Source organism: Terrabacter sp. 05T424 (assembly GCF_056396225.1).
The window spans coordinates 645071-666079 of the sequence record NZ_JBFTLB010000001.1; the positions used below are offsets into that span (position 1 = coordinate 645071).

Sequence of the window (21009 nt, forward strand, 5' to 3'; positions counted from 1 at the left end):
CGGGGATAGGCTCACATCGTGAGATGCGCGGCACAGCGACGTGCCGCGTCACGGCCGCACGGTGAGGAATCCGACAACCGCATGTCTGCGTCACTCGAACAGTCTCGAATCGACGTCATGAAGGCCGCTGCCGCGGCTGTGGCGCCTCCCGGCCGACGGGGTCGGAGCAGGTCCGGTGGGACCGCCCACGCCGAGTTCGAGGAGTTCCTCCTCGCGTACTACCGCCTCGTGGCCACGGAGGACCTGCTGGCGCGTCCCGCGCGCGAGCTCGCGACGATCGCCTCCGAGCACCGCGCCTTCGCGCAGGACCGACCGGTGGGCACCTTCAACGTGCGCGCCTTCAACCCCAGCTCCGACGACGAGGGCTGGTCGACGGGCCACACGGTCGTGCAGGTCGTCGTCGACGACATGCCCTTCCTCGTCGACTCCGTCGTGGCCGCCCTCGGCGGTTTCGACCGCGGCGTGCACCTCATCGTGCACCCCCAGATGACCGTGTCGCGCACCATCACGGGTGAGCTCAGGTCGGTCGTCACCGACGGGTCCACCACGCTGGAGTCCTCCTCCCTCGGGCTCGTCCGCGAGTCGTGGATGCACCTCGAGATCGACCGCCTCCCGGCCGACGCGCTGCCCGACGTCGAGGCCCGGCTGCGCCACGTCCTCGACAACGTCCGCGACTCCGTCGAGGACTGGCCGAAGATGCGCGCGCACGCCCTGACCATCGCGAGCGAGCTGCGCTCGGCCACGCCTCCCGGCACTGACCCCCACCACGCGCGCGAGGCGAGCCGCTTCCTCGAGTGGCTCGCCCACAACAACTTCACCTTCCTCGGCTATCGCGAGTACTCCCTCTCGCACGAGGACGGCCACGACGTCTCCCGCCAGGTCCCCGGCACCGGGCTCGGTCTTCTCCGCTACGACCGTCCCTCTGCCGCACAGGGACTCGTGTTGACGCCCGCAGCCAGCCGGGCCGCGCGCGACTCCAGCATCCTCATCATCACCAAGGCCAACTCGCGCGCCACCGTGCACCGCGACGTCTACCTCGACTACATCTCGATCAAGAAGTTCGACGCCCGTGGCGAGTGTGTCGGCGAGCAGCGCTTCCTCGGCCTCTACGCGTCGGCGGCCTACAACGACACGATCCACGACATCCCGCTGATCGACGTCCGCGCGCAGGAGGTGTTGCGCCTCACGGGCCTCAGCGCTGACAGCCACTCGGGCAAGGACATCCTCCAGATCCTCGAGACCTACCCGCGCGACGAGCTGTTCCAGACCAGCCCGGCGCAGCTCGCCGACATCGCGACGAGCGTCCTGCACCTGCAGGAGCGCCGCAAGACCAAGCTCTTCCTGCGGCGCGACGAGTTCGGCCGCTTCGTGTCGTGCCTCGTCTACCTCCCGCGTGACCGCTACAACACGACGGTCCGGCTTCGCATCGAGTCGCTCCTGCTCGAGGCCTTCGACGGCGAGAACATCGACAACACCACCCGGGTCAGCGAGTCCACCCTGGCGCGCCTGCACTTCGTCGTGCGTATGCCGGCCGGCGCCGACATCCCCGACATCGACGAGGCGGCCCTGGAGCGGCGCGTCATCGACGCCACCCGCACCTGGGACGAGGACCTCTCCGAGGCTCTCGGCCAAGCGCGCGGGCTCGACGGCGCCGCCCGCACGATGGCGGCCTATGCCAAGGCGCTGCCCGAGGCGTACAAGGAGGACTTCGACGTCGCGACCGCGGTCGCCGACCTCGACCGCATCGACGCCCTCGGCGACGGCGACCGCACCACCGGGTTGCACCTCTACGACGACCCGGCGTCCGACGACCCGCGCGAGCGCCGCTTCAAGCTCTACCGGCGCGCCGACCTGTCGCTGACGCAGGTGCTGCCCCTCTTCACCCACCTCGGGGTCGAGGTCACCGACGAGCGCCCGTACGAGATCCCCGGTTCCGACAGGCGCACCCTGCACATCTTCGACTTCGGGCTCTGCGCCGACGCCCGCACGTGGGGCGCCGGCGACGCCGCCCTGGCCGACGACGTCCGCGTGCGGTTCGAGGAGGCCTTCCGGGCCGTCTGGGACGGCCGCGCCGAGTCCGACGGCTTCAACGCCCTCGTGCTCGCGGCCGGTCTGACCTGGCGCCAGGTCGTCATCCTGCGCACCGTCGCGAAGTACCTCCGCCAGACCGGCTCGACCTTCTCGCAGGACTACGTCGAGTCGGCGCTCGTGGCCAACACCGGCATCGCCCGCAGTCTCGTCGAGCTGTTCGAGGCGCGCTTCCACCCCGACGCCTTCCCCGCCACCGAGGCCGGCCACGACAAGCGCGCGGCCCGCGAGAGGCACGTCGTGGCCGCGGTGCGCGAGGCGCTCGACGACGTCGCGAGCCTCGACCACGACCGCATCGTCCGGGCCCTGCTCGGCGTGATCCAGGCGAGCCTGCGCACGAACTTCTACCAGCCCGACGAGCACGGCCACGACAAGCCCTACGTGTCGCTCAAGCTCAACCCCAAGAAGGTGCCCGACCTGCCGGCGCCGCGACCGATGTTCGAGATCTGGGTCTACAGCCCCCGCGTCGAGGGCGTGCACCTGCGCTTCGGCAAGGTCGCCCGCGGCGGCCTGCGCTGGTCCGACCGTCGCGAGGACTTCCGCACCGAGGTCCTCGGGCTGGTGAAGGCGCAGATGGTGAAGAACGCCGTCATCGTGCCGACCGGCAGCAAGGGCGGCTTCTACGCCAAGCAGCTGCCCGACCCCACCGTCGACCGCGCGGCCTGGATGGACGAGGGCATCGCCTCCTACAAGCTGTTCATCTCGGGCCTGCTCGACGTCACCGACAACCTCGTCTCGGGCAGGGCGGTCGCCCCCGAGCGCGTCGTCCGGCACGACGAGGACGACACCTACCTCGTGGTCGCCGCCGACAAGGGCACCGCGAAGTTCTCCGACATCGCCAACGGGCTCTCCTCCGACTACGGCTACTGGCTCGACGACGCGTTCGCGTCAGGCGGCTCGGCCGGCTACGACCACAAGGGCATGGGCATCACCGCCCGCGGCGCGTGGGAGTCGGTCAAGCGACACTTCCGCGAGCTCGGACTCGACACCCAGTCCCAGGAGTTCACGGTCGTCGGCGTCGGCGACATGAGCGGCGACGTCTTCGGCAACGGCATGCTGCTGTCAGAGCACATCCGCCTCGTCGCGGCCTTCGACCACCGGCACATCTTCGTCGACCCCGACCCCGATGCCGCCACCTCGTACGCCGAGCGTCGCCGCATGTTCGACCTCCCGGGCTCGTCGTGGGCCGACTACGACGAGAAGCTGATCAGCAAGGGCGGCGGGGTCTTCCCCCGCTCGGCCAAGTCGGTCCCGGTGTCGCCGCAGATGGTCGCCGCCCTCGGGCTGCGGTCCAACACCAAGTCGATGACGCCGGCCGACCTCATGAAGGCGATCCTGCTGGCCCCGGTCGACCTGCTGTGGAACGGCGGCATCGGCACCTACGTGAAGGCGACCGCCGAGACCAACTCCGAGATCGGCGACCGCGCGAACGACGCGATCCGCGTCAACGGCGCCGACCTTCGGTGCAAGGTCGTCGGCGAGGGCGGCAACCTCGGCGCGAGCCAGCTCGGCCGCATCGAGGCGGCGCTCGCCGGCGTGCGCGTCAACACCGACGCCATCGACAACAGCGCCGGCGTCGACACCTCCGACCACGAGGTCAACATCAAGATCCTGCTCACCGAGCTGACGCGCTCGGGCGAGCTGACGATGAAGCGCCGCAACACGCTGCTGGCCTCGATGACCGACGAGGTCGCCGAGCACGTGCTGCGCGACAACTACGAGCAGAACGTGCTGCTCGGCAACGCCCGGGCGCAGCAGCACGCGATGCTCGGCGTCCACGAGCGACTCATCCAGTTCCTCGAGGAGAAGGGCGACCTCGACCGCTCCCTCGAGTTCCTGCCGAGCGACGCCGAGATCGCGCGCCGGCAGAAGGACGGCCTGGGCCTCGCCTCGCCGGAGTTCTCGGTGCTCGTCGCCTACGCGAAGCTCTACCTCAAGAACCAGCTCATCGCGACGTCGCTGCCCGACGACCCCTGGTTCGAGGCGACGCTGGCCGAGTACTTCCCGAAGCCGTTGCGCGCCAAGTACGCCGAGCAGATCGCCGAGCACCCTCTGCGCCGCGAGATCATCACGAACGCCGTCGCGAACTCGATGGTCAACCGTGGTGGCATCACGTTCGCCTACCGGGCGGGCGAGGAGACCGGCGCCTCCCCCGAGCAGGTGGCGCGCGCGTACGTCGTCTGTCGCGAGATCTTCGACCTGGCGGGCTTCGTGCGCCGTGTCGAGGCCACCGACAACGTCGTGAGCACCGCTGCGCAGACAGCGCTCTACCTCGAGTTCCGGCGGCTCGTCGACCGCTCCGTGCGCTGGTTCCTCTCGTCGCGGCCCGCTGAGCTCGACATCGCGGCGGAGGTGGCCCGGTTCCGCCCCGGCATCCGGGCCTTCAGCGGCCGCATCGGCGAGCTGCTCCAGGGCAGCGAGCGCACCCGCCTGCAGCGCCGGGCCCGCGAGCTCGAGGGCAAGGGCGTGCCGGAGGAGCTCGCGCTCTCGGCCGCCTGCCTGCTCGACGCGTACTCCCTGCTCGACTGCATCGAGATCGCCGAGGACACCGGCGAGAAGCTCGAGGACGTCGTGCAGTGCTACTTCCTCACGTCCGAGACGTTCTCGATCGACGCCATGCTGACCCGGGTCACCATGCTCCCGCGCGACGACCGGTGGGACGCCATGGCCCGCGGGGCCCTGCGCGACGACCTCTACGCGGTGCTGGAGAGCCTGACCCGTTCGGTGCTCGAGGTGAGCAACCCCCGCAGTGACGCCCAGGCCCGGCTCGCGGAGTGGTCCGAGCTCAACGCCGACGCTCTCGGGCGGGCGCGCGCTGCCCTCGGTGGCATCGAGCGGATGAGCCACGCCGGCATCGCCGCGCTCTCGGTCGCCCTGCGCACGCTTCGCACGGTGACCAGGCCGGCCGCGTCGGGCCAGCCTGCACCGGTGCAGGTCAGCGCGTCGCGGCCGCGCGCCGAGAAGAAGAGCCCCGCGAGCAACGGGGCGGCCAAGAAGGCCCCGGCGAAGAAGGCTCAGGCGAAGAAGGCCCCCGCGAAGAAGGCCGAGGCGAAGAAGCCCCAGGCGAAGAAGAGCACCGCCACGAAGAAGGCAGCGGCGACCCCGGCGTCGAAGACCGCTGCGAAGAAGGCGGCCTCCTCGACCAAGAAGGCTGCGGCGAAGAAGGTGGTCGCCGCGGCCCGCTCCTGACGCACACCCCGCCCGACCCGTGGTCGGCCGCCTGCCCCGCTCCCGACCTTGCCGCCCGTTCGACGGGGGGAAGGGCCGGCTCACTAGGCTCGGGGCGTGGCAACCCTGAGCGAGCTCCTGCGCGGGCGGACCGACCTGCCCGACCACGACGTCGAGTGGCTGCAGCTGCTCGTGGGGGACTGGCAACTCGTCGCCGATCTCTCCTTCGCCGACCTCGTGCTCTGGGTCCGCTCGGTGAGTGACCGCTGGGAGGCGGTCGCGCACGTGCGACCCACCACGGGCCAGCTCGTCTTCGTCGAGGACCAGGTGGGTCGGGTGGCCGACCCGGGGCGCACCCGCGACCTGCTCGACGAGGCGGCCGCCGAGCAGCGGATCCTGCGCGTGCGCCAGGTGGTCGTGCCGCACGACCCCGGTCCCGACCAGTCCGTGCGCGAGGAGTACATCCCCGTCGTCCGCGGTGGGCACGTCGTTGGCGTGATGACGCGCCACACGAACCTCTGGACCACCCGCACGCCCAGCCGCCTCGAGCTGACCTACCTGGCCACGGCCGATGCCCTGTGCCGCATGGTGACCGGAGGCGAGTTCCCGCACAGCGGCGCACCGACCGGCCTGCGACGTGGTGCCCCACGCGTCGGCGACGGGGTCATCCGTCTCGACGTCGACGGCGTCGTCACCTACGCCAGCCCCAACGCCGTCTCGGCGCTGCACCGGCTCGGGCACCTCGGCGAGGTCGTGGGCGCGAGCCTGGCGCAGATCGTCACCGACAACGTGCGCGAGTCCTACCCGGTCGACGAGGGGCTGCCGCTCGTGGTCACGGGCCGTCAGCCGTGGCGCACCGAGGTCGTGGCCGGGGGCACCACCGTGTCGATGCGGGCCATCCCGCTGACCGAGGCGGGCCAGCGCTTCGGCGCGATCGTGCTGATGCGTGACGTCGGCGAGCTGCGCCGGCGCGAACGCGAGCTGATGACCAAGGACGCGACGATCCGCGAGATCCACCACCGGGTGAAGAACAACCTGCAGTCGGTCGCCGCCCTGCTTCGCCTGCAGGCGCGGCGCCTTCCCGACGGCGAGGCGAAGGCCGCCCTGGCCGAGGCGGAGCGGCGGGTCGGCACGATCGCCATGGTCCATGACCAGCTGAGCCAGGGTTTCGACGAGACCGTCGACTTCGACGGCATCGCGCAGCGCGGCCTCAACGCCGTCGTCGAGGTCTCGGCCAACGGCGCTCCGGTGCACACGGTGACGCAGGGGTCGTTCGGTCGCCTGCGGGCCGAGGACGCCACGTCACTGGCCATGATCATGAGCGAGCTGGTGCAGAACTCCATCGAGCACGGTCTGGGCGACGCCGGGGGACAGGTGCTCATCACGATCGAGCGGCACGCCGACGAGCGGGGCCAGCCGATGCTCGTGGTGTCGGTCGAGGACGACGGCAAGGGCATCGACCCCGAACGGCGTCCGGGCTCCGGGCTCGGCACCCAGATCGTGCAGTCGCTCGTCGGCGACCTGCAGGGCCGCATCACGTGGGAGCCCGTGACACCGCGCGGCACGCGGGCTCGGTTCACGGCGAGCCTGCGCCCGATCAGCTGAGCCCGCGTCAGGTGGTGCCCGCAGGGCAGCCAAAAGCCCGGCGACCGTGACGGCCACCGGGCTTGCGCACGAGGGGTCGTGCGGGCTCAGCCAGCGCGGCGGGCCCGTGCGTTGCGACGCTTCAGGGCGCGGCGCTCGTCCTCGGAGAGGCCTCCCCAGACGCCGGCGTCCTGGCCGGACTCAAGGGCCCACTTGAGGCACGTGTCGATGACCGGACAGGTCCGGCACACGGCCTTCGCCTCCTCGATCTGCAGGATGGCTGGCCCGGTGTTCCCGATGGGGAAGAACAGCTCGGGGTCGGCATCCAAGCAGGCAGCGCGGTCGCGCCAATCCATGTGGATCGTGCTCCTTCATGTGTCGTGTTCGGCACCTTGCGCCCGGGTTGTCGGTCGCGGTGCATGTCCTCGGGCGCCAGCGTCGTTGTCGGAGCCTGGTCATGGTGTCGGGGGGTGGTCATCGGGGATGACCCCCTGACCAACGGAAACGCGCACGAAGTTGTTCCGTACGCGTCGTGGACCATGAACCAGTGTGACCGGCAACCGTGTCCGTGTTCAACGCCGTGGGCGCAGATCACACCAAGGATTGAGTCTATCGGCAGTCGGCTCCCAGTTCCAGACCTCGGGCGGCCCGAGCGGACTCCGGGAGGAGCCGAGGCGGGCTGCCGGGCCCCTGTCGTTAGGCTGCCACCGTGACCGAATCGATGACGCCGAGTCGTCAGGTGGGCCGATCCCACCGTGCCGCAGCCGTGCTCACCCTGGTCGAGGCGCTGGTCGTGCTCGGCTTTGCGGGGTTCTACGTCTACGAGATGGTGACGGGCGCCACAGACGACCTGACCCGGGCGGCCACGTTCGGTGCCCTCATCCTCGTCTTCGGGCTGGCCCTGCTGGCCCTCGCCCGCGCCTGGGGCCGGGCCTCGCCGTGGGCGCGGACCCCCACCGTGCTCTGGAACGTCCTGCTGCTGCCCGTCGCGTGGTCGCTGCACGAGTCAGACCGCGACGGCATCGCGGTGGCCGTCGCAGCCGTCGCCGTCGCGAGCATCGTGGCCGCGCTCTCGAGCCCCGCCCGCCGCGACGGGGACGGCGCGGAGGACGATTCGGACGTCGTCAGCTGATCGAGAGCCAGTCGTTCCAGCCGTTGTGGAGCACGAGCCACGCGATGAGGCCGTATCCGGCCTGGCCCGGGTGTGACCGGTCGGGGCTCGCCGCGAGGTCGGCCATCCACTGGTCGTGCGTGGCGAGCGGCCGGTAGCAGTCGACGTAGGTGATGCCGCGGCGTGAGCAGACGTCGGCCTGGGCCTCCGCGAGGGACTCGATGCGGCGGTTGAGGTCGTCGTCGAGGGTCGGGGTCAGCCCCACCACGAACACCCCGATGCCGGCGTTGGTGGCCTCGTCGAGCACGTTGGCCAGGTTGAGCCTGGAGCGGGCCATCGTCATGCCGGACAGCACGTCGTTGGTGCCCACGGACAGCACGAGCCGCCGCTCGCTGCGGCCCTTCCAGCGCGGGTGGCACTCGGAGCCCCAGCGGGCCACGACGTCGCCGGAGGTGTTGCCGCGGACACCGAGGTTGTATGCCGTGAGGTCGAGCTCCGGGTGCTGGGTGCGCGCCACGACACGACCGACCCAGCCCAGGCCCTTGGGGTCGCCGTAGCCGGCCGTCATCGACGCGCCGACGAAGACCATGCCGACGTCGCGCAGCCCCTCGGCGACGGTGAACTCGGCGCTCGGCGTGTAGTACGGGTCGTCGGCGACGAGCGGTGCGGCCGGCTGTGACGCAGGCGCCGGAGTCGAGGAGGCGGACGTGACCTCGTGGTGCTCGGACCGCACGGTGTCGTCGGTGGCGGGCGCGGCGGCATGCCTGCCCGGCGCGTCGTCGGTGAACCGGGTGTGGGACGAGGGGTAGGCGGGGCCCACACCGTAGGGCTCCCGCGGGGCCTCGGGAGACTGGGTGGCCTGCGGCCCGGTGTTGCGGTCTCTCACTGCTCAGTCCTCGTCGTCGTCCAGCCGCGCGAGCCATGTCGCGAGTCGCTCGATGGGCACTTCGAACTCGGGGTTGAGGTCGACGAACGCGCGCAGCTGCTCGGCCAGCCACTCGATGGTGACCTCCTCCTCGCCGCGACGGGCCGTCAGCTCCTCGATGCCCCTGTCGGTGAAGTACACGTTGGGAGGTTATCGCGAGTGGCCGGTGCCCCGGCGGAGGCGGGCCGGTGAGCGGGCCCACGGGTGGCGCGGCCACCGGGGCGGTGCGTGGACCGGGAACGACGGAGGGACCCCGCCGTGGTGGCGGGGCCCCTCACCGTCAGGTCGCCTGCTCGGGCGACGTCGGTCAGCGACCGAACGCGCGCTCCATGAGCTCGGCCTGCTCGAGCGCATGCTTCTTCGACGAGCCGGTGGCCGGCGACGCCGCGGCCTTGCGCGCGACGACGCGCCACGGACGGGTCTCGCCCATGCCGCAGAGGTCCTCGTGCAGCCACTGGGCCATGAGCGGCCAGGCACCCTGGTTGCGCGGCTCGTCCTGGACCCAGACCAGCTCGGCGCCGGGGTACTTCGCGACGGCGTCGACGATCTCCTGCTCGGGGATCGGGTAGAGCTGCTCGACGCGCACGATCGCGGTCGAGGTGTCGCCGCGCTTCTCACGCTCGGCGTCGAGCTCGTGCACGATCTTGCCGCTCGCGAGAAGGACGCGGGTGACGTCCTTGGTGACACCCTCGTGGTCGGCCAGGACCGGCTGGAAGCCGCCCTGGGTGAACGCCTCGACCGCGCTGGCCGCCGCCTTGCTGCGGAGCATCGACTTCGGCGTGAAGACGACGAGCGGCGTGCGGGGCCGGGCGTACGCCTGGCGGCGCAGCAGGTGGAAGTAGCTCGCGGCCGTCGACGGGTAGGCCACCGTCATGTTGTTCTCGGCGCAGAGCTGCAGGTAGCGCTCGATGCGTGCCGAGCTGTGGTCGGGACCCTGGCCCTCGTAGCCGTGCGGGAGCAGCAGCACGACCGAGCTGCGCTGGCCCCACTTCTGCTCGGAGCTGGAGATGAACTCGTCGACGATGGTCTGCGCGCCGTTGCCGAAGTCGCCGAACTGCGCCTCCCACAGCACGAGGGCATCGGGCCGCTCGACGGAGTAGCCGTACTCGAAGCCCATCGCGGCGTACTCGGACAGCAGCGAGTCGTAGACCCAGAACCGGGCCTGCCCCTCGCCGAGGTAGAGCAGCGGCGTCCACTCCTCCGCGGTGTCCTTGTCGATGAGCACCGCGTGGCGCTGCACGAAGGTGCCTCGGCGGCTGTCCTGGCCGGCGAGCCGGATCGGCGTGCCCTCCTTGAGCAGCGTGCCGAAGGCGAGCAGCTCGGCCATCGGCCAGTCGATGCCGCCGTCGTGCACCATCTGGGCGCGCTTGTCCATCAGCTGCTTGAGCTTCGGGTGGATCGTGAAGCCCTGCGGCGGGTTGGCGAACGTCTCGCCGATGTGGACGATCTCGCTGGCCGGGACGCCGGTCTCGGTGGCCGACCGGACCGGGGCCTCGTCGTCGAGCACCTGGGCCGTCGGGCGCTCGAGGCCCGCGTTGTCGGGGGCGTCGGAGTCACGGTGGTCGCTCGCGGCCGGGCCGGCCGCCTGGGCCTTCTTGGCCTCACGGGTCTCGACGAAGACGCGCTCGAGCTGCTGCTGGTAGTCGCGCAGCGCAGCCTCGGCGTCCTCGACGCTGATGTCACCGCGGCCGATGAGCGACTCGGTGTAGAGCTTGCGCACCGAACGCTTGGCCTCGATGAGGTTGTACATCAGCGGCTGCGTCATCGACGGGTCGTCGCCCTCGTTGTGACCACGGCGGCGGTAGCACACCATGTCGACGACGACGTCCTTGTTGAACTCCTGGCGGAACTCGTAGGCGAGCTCGGCCACGCGCACGCACGCCTCGGGGTCGTCGCCGTTCACGTGGAAGATCGGCGCCTGGATCATCCGTGCCACGTCTGTCGAGTAGACCGACGAGCGCGAGCTGCTCGGCGAGGTGGTGAAGCCGACCTGGTTGTTGATCACGACGTGGATCGTGCCGCCGGTGCGGTAGCCGCGCAGCTGCGAGAGGTTGAGCGTCTCGGCCACGACACCCTGGCCGGCGAACGCCGCGTCACCGTGCAGCAGCACGGGCAGCACGGTGAACGACTCGCCGGCGAGGTTGAGGCGGTCCTGCTTGGCCCGGACGATGCCCTCGAGCACCGGGTTGACCGCCTCGAGGTGCGAGGGGTTGGCGGCGAGGTAGACCTTCGTCTTGCTGCCGTCCTCGGAGACGAACTCGCCCTCGGTGCCGAGGTGGTACTTCACGTCGCCGGAGCCCTGGACGGACTTCGGGTCCTGGGTGCCCTCGAACTCACGGAAGATCTGGCCGTAGGACTTGCCCGCGATGTTGGCGAGCACGTTGAGACGTCCGCGGTGCGGCATGCCGATGCACACCTCGTCGAGGTTCTCGCTGGCGGCGCGGCACAGGACGCGGTCGAGCAGGGCGATGACCGACTCGCCGCCCTCGAGCGAGAAGCGCTTCTGCCCGACGAACTTGGTCTGCAGGAACGTCTCGAAGGCCTCGGCGGCGTTGAGGCGGCGCATGATGCGCATCTGCTCGTCGCGGTTGGCCTTCTCGTAGGGCCGCTCGACCTTGTCCTGGATCCACTTGCGCTGCTCGGGGTCCTGGATGTGCATGTACTCGATGCCGACGGTGCGGCAGTACGAGTCGCGCAGGATGCCGAGGATCTTGCGCAGCTTGAGGAATGGGTAGCCGCCGAAGCCGCCGGTGGCGAACGTGCGGTCGAGGTCCCAGAGCGTCAGCCCGTGCGTGGTGATGTCGAGGTCGTGGTGCCGGCGCTGCTTGTACTCGAGCGGGTCGGTGTCGGCCATCAGGTGACCGCGCACCCGGTAGGCGTGGATCAGCTCCTGGACGCGGGCGACCTTGTTGATGTCGTCGTCGTGCGAGCTGTCGATGTCCTGGATCCAGCGCACCGGCTCGTAGGGCAGGCGCAGCGACTCGAAGATCTCGTCGTAGAAGTTGTTCTTGCCGAGGAGCAGGTCGTGCATGATCCGCAGGTAGTCGCCGCTCTGGGCGCCCTGGATGATGCGGTGGTCGTAGGTCGAGGTGAGCGTCAGGATCTTGCTCACGGCGTTGCGGTTGAGCGTCTCGGTGCTCGCACCCTGCCACTCGGCGGGGTAGTCGAGGGCGCCGACGCCGATGATCGCGCCCTGCCCGGCCATGAGGCGCGGCACCGAGTGGACGGTGCCGATGCCGCCGGGGTTGGTCAGCGAGATCGTCGTGCCCTGGAAGTCCTCGACGGTCAGCTTGTTGGCGCGGGCCTTGCGCACGATGTCCTCGTAGGCCGTCCAGAAGTGGACGAAGTCCATCTCCTCGGCCGACTTGACCGACGGGACCACGAGGGTGCGGCTGCCGTCGGGCTTCTGCAGGTCGATGGCCAGGCCGAAGTTGACGTGCGCGGGCTGCACGAGCGCGGGCTTGCCGTTCACCTCGGTGAAGCCGTTGTTCATCTCGGGCATGATCGCCAGGGCCTTGACCATGGCGTAGCCGATGATGTGGGTGAAGCTGACCTTGCCGCCGCGGGAGCGGGCCAAATGGTTGTTGATGACGACGCGGTTGTCGATGAGCAGCTTGGCCGGGACGGCGCGCACGCTCGTCGCCGTCGGCACCGACAGCGAGACCTCCATGTTGGACACGACCCGTGAGGGCGCGCCGCGCAGGGGCGTCACGACGTCCTCGTTGACCGGGCCGGTGCCCTTGACGGCCGGGATGTCGCGCGGCTTCGGCGCCTCGGCGGTCGGCTCGCCCTTGGGCTCGCTCTTGGGGTCGGACTTCGGCTCGCTCTTGACCTCGGTGCGGGCGGCAGGGGCGGCCGCGGCCGCCTTCGGCGCGGCGGTGGCCGGGGGCTGAGCGGCGGCCTTGGGCTGGACGGCGGCCTTGGCCTCGGTGGTCGCCGGCGCCTTGGCGGGGCTGCCGTTCGTCGACCCGTTCGTCGAGGGTGCTGCCGGGGCCGCGGGGGCCGCGGGGGCCGCCGGGGCTGCTGGCGCGGGGGCGCTCGTGGGCTCGGGCTTCGTCGCGGTCGCCGTGCGGCTCGGTGCCGCGGCGGTGGTCGGGCTCGTGTCGGCCTCACCCGGCCGGTAGTCCTCGAAGAACCCCCACCAGGCCTTGTCGACCGACGACTTGTCGGTCAGGAACTGCTGGTAGAGCTCGTCGACGAGCCATTCGTTCGGCCCGAATGCTGCAATCGGGTCACCGGACGTGGACTGATCGGACACGGCGAATGCGCCTCTTTCGTTTGGCTTGGGAGCGACGTTGCGTATACAGGGGTCAAGCCTAGCCCTGAACGCCCTGATACCCGACGGGGGCTCGGATGTCGAGCCTGGGCGTCGGGGAGGGCAATCTCACGTTGACACTGGAGGCGTCGCCGCACACCCGGCGCGGCGCTCGAACGGTGCTCAGGTGATGTCGCTGCGGAGCGTGCGCCACGTGCCGAGACCGGCCATGACGACGGCATACGCGATGAGTACGAGCGCACCCGCCCACCACGAGAGCTGCTGGATGGGCTGCCCGTCGAAGCCGCCGCTCGTCGCCTCGACCATGGCGCTCGTCGCCCGGCTCGGGAGGTACGGCGAGATGCTCTTGCCCCAGTCGGTGAGGGCGAGGACCAGGCTCAGCACCGGCTCGACGATCCAGGCCACGGCGACCGAGATGAGCAGGGCCGCGATCTGGTTGGGGATGAGGATGCCCGCGCCGAGTCCGATGAGGGCCCACAGGCCGAGCACGAGCAGGCTCAGCGCGAGGGTGCGCCAGATCGACGTGTCGGCGAAGGGTGCGATGCCCTTCGAGGTGAGCACCAGCGACCCGGCGCCGACCGCGCCGGCCAGCGAGAGCACCCCGTAGAAGGCGCCGACCACGAGGAGCGCGGCCACCTTGGCGGCCATCACCCGTCCGCGTCGTGGGATGGCGAGGAAGGTCGCGGTGACCGTCTGGTGGCGGTACTCGGAGCCGATGGTCAGCACCCCGATGGCGAGCGTCAGCAGGTAGCCGACCTGCAGGCCGCCGGTGAAGACGGTCTTGGCGATGGCGGCGTCGGTGCGGGGAGCGACCGCACCCTGGGGCCCCCGCACCGCGTCACTGGTGAACACGAACGCGAACAGCACGGCGAAGGCGGCACCGCTCAGCAGCACGGCGATCGCCATGCCCCACCAGAGGCGCGTCGTGAAGAACTTGCGCAGCTCAGCGCGCACGGCGGTCATCGTGCGTCTCCGTCTCGCCCGCCATCGTGGCGGGAGTCGTGATCGGTGCGGGCGGCCGGACCGGGCTCGGCGAGCAGCGCCGGGTCGATCGGTGGCCCGCTCGGGGGAGGCAGGTCGGTCGGCATCCGGGCCGGCGTCGCGGCGGCCGGCACGGTGCTCGTTGCCGGCTCGGTCAGCAGGTTGCGGTTGCGGAACTCCTCGCTCTCGGTGAGGTTGAAGAACAGCTCCTCGAGGTGGGTCTGCTCCGACCGCAGCTCGTGGATCGCGACGTCGCTCGCGTGGGCGACGTCGCCGACGGTCGCGAGGTCCTCGGTGGTGACCCGGAGTCCGGGGCCCGCGGCGGTCACCGTGAGCCCGCGACGGCGCAGCCCCTCGGCCAGCCGGTCGGGGTCGGACGTGCGGACGTAGGCCGTGGGGTTGCCCCGCAGCTCGGCGACCGTGCCCTGGGCGACCCGCTTGCCGTTGGCGATGATCACGACGTCGTCGACCGTCTGCTCGACCTCCGAGAGCATGTGGCTCGAGATGAGCAGGGTGCGCCCCTCGTCGGCGAGGTGGCGCAGGAAGCCACGCAGCCAGCGGATGCCCTCGGGGTCGAGGCCGTTGGCCGGCTCGTCGAGGATGATGACGCGGGGGTCGCCGAGCAGCGCGGCCGCGAGTCCGAGGCGCTGGCGCATCCCCATCGAGTAGCCGCCGGCGCGCTTGCGGGCCGCCGCGGGGATGCCCACGAGCTCGAGCAGCTCGTCGACGCGCCGGTCGGGGACGCCGGCTTCGGCGGCCTGCACGCGCAGGTGGTTGCGCCCGGTGCGGCCGGGATGGAAGTTGGTGGCCTCGAGGGCCGATCCGACCACGGTGAGCGGGTTGGGGATGTCGCGGTAGCGGTGCCCTTCGATCGTCGCGGTGCCGGCGCTGGCCCGCACGAGGCCGAGCAGCATGCGCAGCGTCGTCGTCTTGCCGCTGCCGTTGGGCCCGAGGAATCCGGTGACCCGTCCCGGCTCCACGTCGAAGTCGAGGTGGTCGACCGCCGTGAACGAGCCGAACCGCTTGGTCAGGCCGCGCACCTCGATGCGACCGCCGAACTCAGGTCGTGCGCCTGCCACCGTGCCCTCTTCCGCTCGCCCCGCCGAGTCACCCTGATGCGCCCAACTCAACCACACGGCGCACAGCGGCCACAGGCAGACCGGCTCGCCCGGACCGGGGCGGTCCGGTGCCTGACGGCCGCGGGCTCGGGTCGTCGCGCCGTCGCTCCGGCTCCCTATAGTGGGCCCACCATGACGTCCATCCGAGCCCAGGTGCACACCGTCCCGGCCCAGCTGGTGGCGCGACCGTGACCGAGTGGCTGCTCGTCCTCGGCGCCGTGCTGCTGACGGCCGGGACGGCCGTCTTCGTGGCCGCCGAGTTCTCGCTGGTCGCGCTCGACCGGCCGACGGTGCAGCGCGCCATCGACGAGGGCGACTCACGCGCGCGCGTCGTGCTGCAGTCGCTCAAGCAGCTCTCGACCCAGCTCTCCGCCGCCCAGGTCGGCATCACCATCACGACCCTCGTCGTCGGCTACCTCGCGCAGCCCTCGATCGGAGTGCTCGTCGCCGGCCCGCTCGCCGGCCTCGGCCTCGGGGACGCGGCGGTCGAGGCGGTCTCGAGCGCGCTCGCCCTCCTGCTCGCCACGGTCTTCTCGATGGTCTTCGGCGAGCTGCTGCCGCAGTTCCTCGGCATCTCGGCGCCGCTCGCGACCGCCAAGGTGGTGGCGCTGCCCGTCCGGTTCTTCGCTGCCGTCGCCAAGCCGCTCATCGTCGTCCTCAACGGGTCGGCCAACGGCTTCCTCCGCTCGCTCGGCATCGAGCCCCAGGAAGAGCTGTCTGGCGCCCGCACCCCGCAGGAGCTCGCGAGCCTCGTGCAGCGCTCCGCCGAGGCCGGCACCCTCGACGTCACGACCGCGCGCATGCTGACCCGCTCGCTCGGCTTCGGTGAGCGCACCGCCGACGACGTCATGACGCCTCGGGTGCGCTGCACCGGCATCCACCGAGACGAGTCCGCCGACGACGTGCTGCGCCTGTCGCGGCGCACCGGCCACTCGCGGTTCCCCGTGCTCGGCGACGACTGGGACGACGTCGACGGCGTGGTCCACGTCAAGAAGGCGATGGCTGTGCCGCACGAGCGCCGCAAGGACGTGCCGGTCTCGGCCCTGATGTCCGAGCGGCTCGTCGTGCCCGAGACCATCCGGCTCGACCCGCTGCTGCGGCAGCTGCGCGAGGGCGGCTTCCAGATGGCCGTCGTCGTGGACGAGTACGGCGGCACGTCCGGGATCGTCACCCTCGAGGACGTCGTCGAGGAGATCGTCGGCGAGGTCTCCGACGAGCACGACCGCAGCAGGCAGGGCGGCCGCGAGCTCATCGACGGGTCGTGGACGGTTCCCGGGCTGTGGCGCCCCGACGAGGTGCGCGACGCCTTCGACGCCGACGTGCCCGACGGGCACACCTACGAGACGATGGGCGGCTACGTGATGCACGTGCTCGGCCGGGTTCCCGTCGTCGGCGACGTCGTCGGGCTGCCCGGGTGGCGCATCAACGTCGTCGGGATGGAGGGGCGCCGGGTCGACCGGCTCCGCTTCGTTCCCGATCCCGAATCCCTGCCGGCCGCGGGCGACGCCGACGGCGGGCACGGGGGTGCCGACGAGCAGCGCGACCGAGCAGCCGGAGCCCGGCCGCGTGAACGGCATACGTCCTCGGGCGACGAGGGGGAGCGGTCGTGAACGGGCCCTGGGTCTACGTCGTCTCGCTCTTCCTCCTCCTCGGCAACGCGTTCTTCGTCGGCGCCGAGTTCGCCGCCATGGCCGTACGCCGGTCGACGCTCGAGCCGCTCGCTGACGCCGGCAGCAAGCGGGCGGTCGCGTGCCTGCTCGCGCTCGAACGCCTCGGCTCGATGCTCGCCACGGCCCAGCTCGGCATCACGGTGTGCTCCGTGGGCCTCGGTGCCCTCGCCGAGGCGGCGCTGCACCACCTGTTCGAGCCCGTCTTCCACGCCTGGGGACTCTCCGAGGCCTGGGCAGGTGGGGTCGCCCTGGCCATCGCCCTGCTCATCGTCAGCTACCTGCACGTCGTCGTCGGCGAGATGATCCCGAAGAACCTCGCCATCGCCGGGCCCGACCGCGCAGCGCTCGTGCTCGTGCCGCCGCTCTTCTTCCTCTCGCGCGCCCTGCGCCCGATCGTGCACGCGATGGAGACCGTCGCCAAGGCCCTCGTCCGCCTCTTCAGGGTCGAGCCGAAGGACGAGATCACGTCGGTCTTCACCGTCGAGGAGGTCGCGCACATCGTCGGTGAGTCACGCCGCGAGGGACTCATCGAGGAGGAGCGCCACGGGCTCGTCGCCAAGACCCTCGAGTTCTCCGACAAGCTGGCCCGCGACGTGGCCGTGGGCATCACCGCGCTGACGACGGTCCAGCTCGGCGCGACGCCGGCCGACATCGAGCGGCTCGTCGCCAAGCAGGGTTTCTCGCGCTACCCCGTGTGCGACGCGGCCGGCGAGATCGCCGGCTACATCCACCTCAAGGACGTGCTCTACGCCGACGACGAGCGTCACGAGCAGCCCATCCCGCCCAAGCGCATCCGCCGCCTGGCCACGGTGCGCGACGGCGACGACATCGAGGACGTCCTCGCGACCATGCAGCTGACCGGCGCCCACCTCGCGCGGGTCATCGACGCCGACGCCGCGGTGACGGGAGTCCTGTTCCTCGAGGACGTCCTCGAGGAGCTCGTCGGCGAGGTCACGGACACCACGCAGCGCTGACGCCCGCCGAGGGCGGCTCGGCGGGCGTCAGCCGGTGGCGCGCGGCCACCGTGGTGATGACGCCGGTCCGGGGAGGGCGGAAACGACCGGGTCACCGTCGGGGAGTCGGAGGGGACGCCGGGTGACGGACGTCCTCAGCCGGATGCGGCCCTCTGCACCCGGTATGTCCAAGCGTGCGTCGTGGCGCGGACACCGGCAACACCCATCGTCGGCAGGACCTCTCCCCAAGATTTGGGGGGAAACCCCTGCCCCGCCGCCCGAGCCTTGTGATAATTGCGGCACGGGAGGGGTGGCCCGCACTCGAACGTATGGGGGATCAGATGGTTCGTGGCCTGCCCGTGGGGCACCTGGAGCACGCCGAAGAGCACGTCGAGCCGCAGCAGCATCTGCTGACGGTGGTGGTCGTCGACGACCACCGCGCCGTGGCTGACGCGATGGCCTTCGCCGTCGACCGAGAGACCGGCCTCACCTGCGCCGGGGTCGCCTACACGGCCGGGGCGGCCCTCGAGCTGCTGCAGCGCGAGGCGCCCGACGCGGTCCTGATGGACGTGCGGCTCGGCCACGACGACGGCATCGACCTCACCGCCCAGCTGACGAAGCGGCTACCGGACCTGCGCGTCATCGTCCTCACCGCCCACCTCGACCAGGGTCTGCTCAGTCGCGCGGCGGATGCCGGTGCCTGTGCACTGCTGCCCAAGGACGGCTCGTGGGAGGACGTCATCGCGGCGATCCACACCGCAGCCAGGGACGGCTTCCACGTGCACCCGAAGCTGCTGCGCGGGCTCGTGGGCTCGCAGCCGGCCCGCGGGCTGCCCCCCGTCGACCTGACCTCGCGCGAGGCGGAGGTGCTCGGGCTGCTCGCCGAGGGGCGCGACGCCACCGAGATCGCGCGCAGCCTCGGCATCTCGGTGCTCACGAGCCGCGGGCACATCAAGAGCGTGCTCGCGAAGCTGGGGGCGCACTCGCAGCTCGAGGCCGTGGTCACGGCCAGCAGGCTGGGGATGGTGAGCCTCCGAGGGACTGGTTGACGTGGCGCTGCTCCGCGCCGCCGACCCCTCGGCGGGAGGGGTGACGCGCTCCGCGCTGCGCCGCTTCCTGCTCTGGACGTTCGCCGCGCTCGCGCTGGTGGGGGTCGGCACCGTGCTCCTGGCCCGGCCCCTCGCGTCACAGATCGCGCTTCGCGACGCCACCGTGCGTGGCTCGGGGCTGGCGCGCTACGTCGTGGCGCCCCTGGTCGACCGTCGCGTACGGGCCGGCGACCCCGGCCCCACCTCCACCCTGGCCTACCTGCTGCAGAGCCGGATGCGCGACGGGTCGATCGTGCACATCAAGATCTGGACCGAGGACGGCCAGGTGCTGTGGTCCGACGAGAAACAGCTCATCGGGCAGACCTTCGCGCTCGACGCCGACGTTGCAGAGCTCTTCGGCTCCGAGAACGTGACCTCCAACGTGTCCGACCTGTCCAAGGCCGAGAACGCCGACGAGCGGTCCAGCGGAGAGCTCCTCGAGGTGTATGCGGGACTCCACGACGCCGACGGCATCCCGCTCGTCTTCGAGTCCTACTGGACCGCCGAGCCGATGCACGAGGACGAGTCGGCCCTGCTCGGACGACTGGCGGTGGTCGGCCTGGGCTCGCTGCTGCTCTTCGCCGTGATGGTGCTGCCGCTCGCCGTGTCCCTGGCGCGCCGCGTCGAACGCGGGGAGGCCGACCGCAGCAGGATGCTGCGCCACGCGCTGTCCGCGTCAGACCTCGAACGACGTCGCATCGCCGACGACCTGCACGACGGGGTCCTGCAGAACCTCGCCGGCTTCGGCTACCTCATGGGCGCCCTCGTCGACGACCTGCCGCCCGACGCGACCCGGGCCCGCACGATCGTCGGCGAGCTGTCGACGGGGCTCAAGCGCGACGCCGAGGGCCTGCGATCGCTCATGACCGACATCTACCCAGCCGACCTCGCCGAGGGCGGCCTCGTGCCCGCCGTCGAGTGGCTCGCGGACCAGGCGCGGTCCTCGGGCCTCGACGTCGAGGTCGACCTCGACCCGGCCATAGCGCGGTCCGGCCTGCCGATGGCCCAGGTGGTGTACCGCTCCATCCGCGAGGGGCTGCGCAACGTCGTCAAGCACGCCGAGGCCACGTCGGTGCTCCTTCGCGCCAGGGTCGTCGGGCACCAGGTGGTCGTCACCGTCCGCGACGACGGCGTCGGCCCGCGCGACCCCAGGGGTCTTGCACCACGAGGTGCGCCCATGGGCTCCGGGCAGGGGCACGTCGGCCTGCACCTGCTGAGAGACACGGTGCGCGACCTCGGGGGAGACCTGGGCCTCGAACGGCCGCCAGACGGGGGAGCGCTGCTCACCGTCACGGTTCCCAGGGCGTTCGCGGACTCCTGGGTCGGGCGGGGCGCGGTCAGCGGTCGAGCGGGTCGGGCCGGTCTGGCCGGTCTGGCCGGTCTGGCTGGTCTGGTCGGTCGGCCCAGTCGAGATAGGCCGCGCCGCGCGGCGAGATCTCGTATCCGACCTCGTGGCTGATGGTCAGCCCGAGCGCCTTGAGCTTGCGGATGTCGACCTTCATCGGGAGCAACTCGCACCCCCGGAGCGCAGCCAGCTCCTTGGAGACCACCCGGGGGTTGTCCCGGATCCACTCGAGGATGTCGCGGGTCCAGGGACCGCTCGGTCGAGCATCCAGCCGAGCCAGCCGGGCCGCGATCTGCGGAAGAGTCGTGTCGTCGGGCACGTTCTCGCGCAACGCGATTCGCGGGTCCTCGCCGGCCCAGCTCAGGCGGATGCGATAGACCTTGTCGCCGCCGCGACCGCCGCGCGCGGAGGGCTTGCGCGCCGTGGGGCTCAGGAACTTCTGCAGCGTCGCGAGGTCCTTCACCCCGGCCTTGCGTGCGTCTCGCTCGGTCAGCTTGTCGGGGTCGCGCACCCGGCTCACGGCGTCGAAGCGGACGAGGCCGGCGGGGGTCAGCTGGACGCCCCCGACCTTCACCCGTGGGGTGTCCCAGCGTCGGAAGGCCTGGGTCACGGCTCCCGCTCGAATGGCCTCTGCAACAGGCTTGGAGATGAGCACGCCCCATCGTGGCACCCGGTCCGGTTCGGAAGGTGCCGGGGGCAACA

General features: G+C 71.2%; 13 protein-coding genes and 1 pseudogene. 7 read left to right on the top strand and 7 right to left on the bottom strand.

Going from position 1 to position 21009, the window contains the following annotated elements:
• The first annotated feature begins 117 nt into the window (after positions 1-117).
• Together AC1DE0_RS03020 and AC1DE0_RS03025 are read left to right on the top strand one after the other, a co-directional pair.
• A complete protein-coding gene (locus AC1DE0_RS03020; protein ID WP_478096969.1) occupies positions 118-5277 on the top strand; it encodes an NAD-glutamate dehydrogenase in 5160 nt (1719 codons plus the stop codon).
• 96 nt (positions 5278-5373) lie between these two features.
• Positions 5374-6861, top strand: coding sequence for a sensor histidine kinase (locus AC1DE0_RS03025; protein ID WP_478096971.1), 1488 nt, complete (start codon positions 5374-5376; stop codon positions 6859-6861).
• Between the two features lie 86 nt (positions 6862-6947).
• Here AC1DE0_RS03025 and AC1DE0_RS03030 read toward each other — a convergent pair whose 3' ends face one another.
• Entirely contained in the window at positions 6948-7196 is a 249-nt protein-coding gene (locus AC1DE0_RS03030) for a WhiB family transcriptional regulator (protein ID WP_045188353.1), read from the bottom strand.
• Positions 7197-7549: 353 nt separating this feature from the next.
• Between AC1DE0_RS03030 and AC1DE0_RS03035 the strand changes: the two genes are divergently transcribed.
• Positions 7550-7972 (top strand): hypothetical protein, encoded by a 423-nt coding sequence (locus AC1DE0_RS03035; protein WP_478096974.1) that lies wholly within the window; start codon positions 7550-7552, stop codon positions 7970-7972.
• On the opposite strand, the gene AC1DE0_RS03040 is transcribed toward AC1DE0_RS03035, so the two are convergent.
• From AC1DE0_RS03040 to AC1DE0_RS03060, 5 genes are all read right to left on the bottom strand, one after another.
• Positions 7965-8837 (bottom strand): GDSL-type esterase/lipase family protein, encoded by an 873-nt coding sequence (locus AC1DE0_RS03040; RefSeq protein ID WP_478096976.1) that lies wholly within the window; start codon positions 8835-8837, stop codon positions 7965-7967. The two genes, AC1DE0_RS03035 and AC1DE0_RS03040, sit on opposite strands and share 8 nt — an antisense overlap.
• A 3-nt stretch (positions 8838-8840) precedes the next feature.
• Complete coding sequence (locus AC1DE0_RS03045; RefSeq protein ID WP_478096978.1) at positions 8841-9017, bottom strand: DUF6104 family protein; 177 nt, start codon at positions 9015-9017, stop codon at positions 8841-8843.
• Between the two features lie 166 nt (positions 9018-9183).
• Positions 9184-13134 carry a multifunctional oxoglutarate decarboxylase/oxoglutarate dehydrogenase thiamine pyrophosphate-binding subunit/dihydrolipoyllysine-residue succinyltransferase subunit gene (locus AC1DE0_RS03050; protein WP_478096980.1) on the bottom strand — a complete coding sequence of 1317 codons (3951 nt, stop codon included), beginning with the start codon at positions 13132-13134 and terminating at the stop codon, positions 9184-9186.
• Between the two features lie 180 nt (positions 13135-13314).
• Positions 13315-14115 (bottom strand): ABC transporter permease, encoded by an 801-nt coding sequence (locus tag AC1DE0_RS03055; RefSeq protein ID WP_478096982.1) that lies wholly within the window; start codon positions 14113-14115, stop codon positions 13315-13317.
• Complete coding sequence (locus AC1DE0_RS03060; RefSeq protein WP_478096986.1) at positions 14112-15212, bottom strand: ABC transporter ATP-binding protein; 1101 nt, start codon at positions 15210-15212, stop codon at positions 14112-14114. Before AC1DE0_RS03060 ends, AC1DE0_RS03055 begins: the two co-directional genes overlap by 4 nt.
• A gap of 227 nt (positions 15213-15439) precedes the next feature.
• Here AC1DE0_RS03060 and AC1DE0_RS03065 point away from each other — a divergent pair, with 227 nt between their 5' ends.
• From AC1DE0_RS03065 to AC1DE0_RS03080, 4 genes and pseudogenes are all read left to right on the top strand, one after another.
• Positions 15440-16861, top strand: coding sequence for a hemolysin family protein (locus tag AC1DE0_RS03065; protein ID WP_478096988.1), 1422 nt, complete (start codon positions 15440-15442; stop codon positions 16859-16861).
• On the top strand, positions 16858-17895 hold the full coding sequence (locus tag AC1DE0_RS03070; RefSeq protein WP_478096990.1) for a hemolysin family protein: 1038 nt from the start codon (positions 16858-16860) through the stop codon (positions 17893-17895). Before AC1DE0_RS03065 ends, AC1DE0_RS03070 begins: the two co-directional genes overlap by 4 nt.
• 308 nt (positions 17896-18203) lie before the next feature.
• The gene (locus AC1DE0_RS03075) at positions 18204-18923 is read left to right on the top strand and encodes a response regulator (RefSeq protein ID WP_478096992.1); all 720 of its coding nucleotides are present in this window, start codon (positions 18204-18206) and stop codon (positions 18921-18923) included.
• Positions 18924-19614: 691 nt separating this feature from the next.
• A pseudogene (locus tag AC1DE0_RS03080) lies at positions 19615-20253 on the top strand (sensor histidine kinase); the annotation flags it as partial.
• Between the two features lie 46 nt (positions 20254-20299).
• Here AC1DE0_RS03080 and AC1DE0_RS03085 read toward each other — a convergent pair.
• A complete protein-coding gene (locus AC1DE0_RS03085; RefSeq protein ID WP_478096994.1) occupies positions 20300-20962 on the bottom strand; it encodes an ASCH domain-containing protein in 663 nt (220 codons plus the stop codon).
• Positions 20963-21009: the final 47 nt, after the last annotated feature.

Excerpts from the sequence above, each read along its gene's own strand:
- AC1DE0_RS03020 (WP_478096969.1), top strand. The coding sequence starts at position 118 with ATGAAGGCCGCTGCCGCGGCTGTGGCGCCTCCCGGCCGACGGGGTCGG.
- AC1DE0_RS03055 (WP_478096982.1), bottom strand. The coding sequence starts at position 14,115 with ATGACCGCCGTGCGCGCTGAGCTGCGCAAGTTCTTCACGACGCGCCTC.
- AC1DE0_RS03030 (WP_045188353.1), bottom strand. The coding sequence starts at position 7,196 with ATGGATTGGCGCGACCGCGCTGCCTGCTTGGATGCCGACCCCGAGCTG.
- AC1DE0_RS03075 (WP_478096992.1), top strand. The coding sequence starts at position 18,204 with ATGGGGGATCAGATGGTTCGTGGCCTGCCCGTGGGGCACCTGGAGCAC.